Origin of the sequence: Rhodococcus sp. 7Tela_A2 (assembly GCF_049311045.1) — a bacterium.
Taxonomy (GTDB): domain Bacteria; phylum Actinomycetota; class Actinomycetes; order Mycobacteriales; family Mycobacteriaceae; genus Rhodococcus.
In genome coordinates this window covers 1-1,426 of sequence record NZ_JAXION010000218.1, presented here as the reverse complement: position 1 = coordinate 1,426, position 1,426 = coordinate 1, and the positions used below count along the sequence as shown (strand labels likewise).

General features: G+C 71.8%; 1 protein-coding gene. It reads left to right on the top strand.

Annotation, left to right across the window (positions count from 1 at the left end; genetic code table 11):
• On the top strand, nucleotides 1-1,386 hold a 1,386-nt coding region (locus TVH25_RS21295), incomplete at its 5' end, for an iron chelate uptake ABC transporter family permease subunit (RefSeq protein ID WP_422425412.1).
• Nucleotides 1,387-1,426: the final 40 nt, after the last annotated feature.

Here is a 1,426-nt window from a genome sequence, read left to right as displayed (position 1 = left end):
ACCCCGATCACCCCGCCCACCACGGGGCGTCGCGTCGCCGCCGAACTCCTCGACCTCGCACTCGTCGCCCTCCCCCTCGCCATCGGCGCCCTGGTGGTCGACACCCTCGGCGACGCACACGGCGGCGGGCAGGCCGACCGCATCGTGTTCGGCACCGCAGCCGTCCTCATCGCCGCAGCGGTGCTGTGGTGGAATCGCGGACTCCGCGAAGGCCGCACCGGACAGAGCCTCGGCAAACAGTGGCTGGGCCTGGTCACCCGCGACACCGTCACCAGCGCACCGGTCGGCGCCCGGGCCGCACTCCTGCGGCGCGGCACCGACACCGTCACCGTCAAGGCCGCCGTCCACGACGGCTTCACGCCCCGACCGGCCGACACCAGCCTCCCCGCGATGCGCCGCCGCCGACTCCTCGGCCTCGCCGTCCTGGCAGTTCTCCTCGTGCTCGTCCTGCTCGCCAGCATCGCCGTCGGTGCCCGGCCCATGTCCTTCGCCGAGGTCTACCACGCGCTGGCCGTCAACGACGGCGCCGAAACCGACCTGATCGTGCACTCGCTCCGCATCCCCCGCACCCTGCTCGCCCTGATCGTCGGCATCGCACTCGGCGTCGCCGGAGCGCTCATCCAAGGGCACACCCGCAACCCCCTCGCCGACGCCGGCCTGCTCGGCATCAACGCCGGTGCCGCGTTCATGGTGGTGCTCGCGATCTACCTGTTCGGCGTCACCACCCCCGCCCAATACCTGTGGTTCGCGTTCGCCGGCGCCATGCTCTCGAGCATCGTCGTGTTCGGCTTCGCCTCCGTCGGCAACGGCCGCTCGAGCCCACTGAGCCTCGCCCTGGCCGGCGCAGCCGTCGCCTTCTTCCTGCAGGCGATGATCCAGACCATCGTCCTGCTCGACCAGACCAGCCTCGACGGCTACCGATTCTGGGTGGTCGGCTCCGTCGCCGGCCGCGGCATGGACGTGCTCTGGCAGGTCCTCCCGTTCCTCGTCGCCGGACTCGTCGTCGCCATCGCGGGCACACCGTCGCTCAACGTGCTCAGCCTCGGTGACGACGTCGCCCGCTCCCTCGGCACCAACGTCGTGCTCACCCGCGTGGTCGGCATCGCCGCCATCACCGTCCTGACCGGCGCAGCCACCGCAGCCTGCGGACCGATCGCCTTCGTCGGCCTGATCGTCCCGCACATCGCCCGCGCGATCACCGGGCCCGACTACCGATGGCTGCTGCCCTACGCCGGGCTGCTCGGAGGCGTCCTGCTCGTACTCGCCGACGTGATCGGCCGCATCGTGGTGCGCCCCGGCGAACTGCAGGTCGGGATCGTGCTCGCACTCATCGGCGCCCCGTTCTTCATCGCCCTGGTGCGACGCCGGAAGCTGGTGGCACTGTGACCACCACCCCCGGCACCGAGACCCCCACGCCCCTCACGGC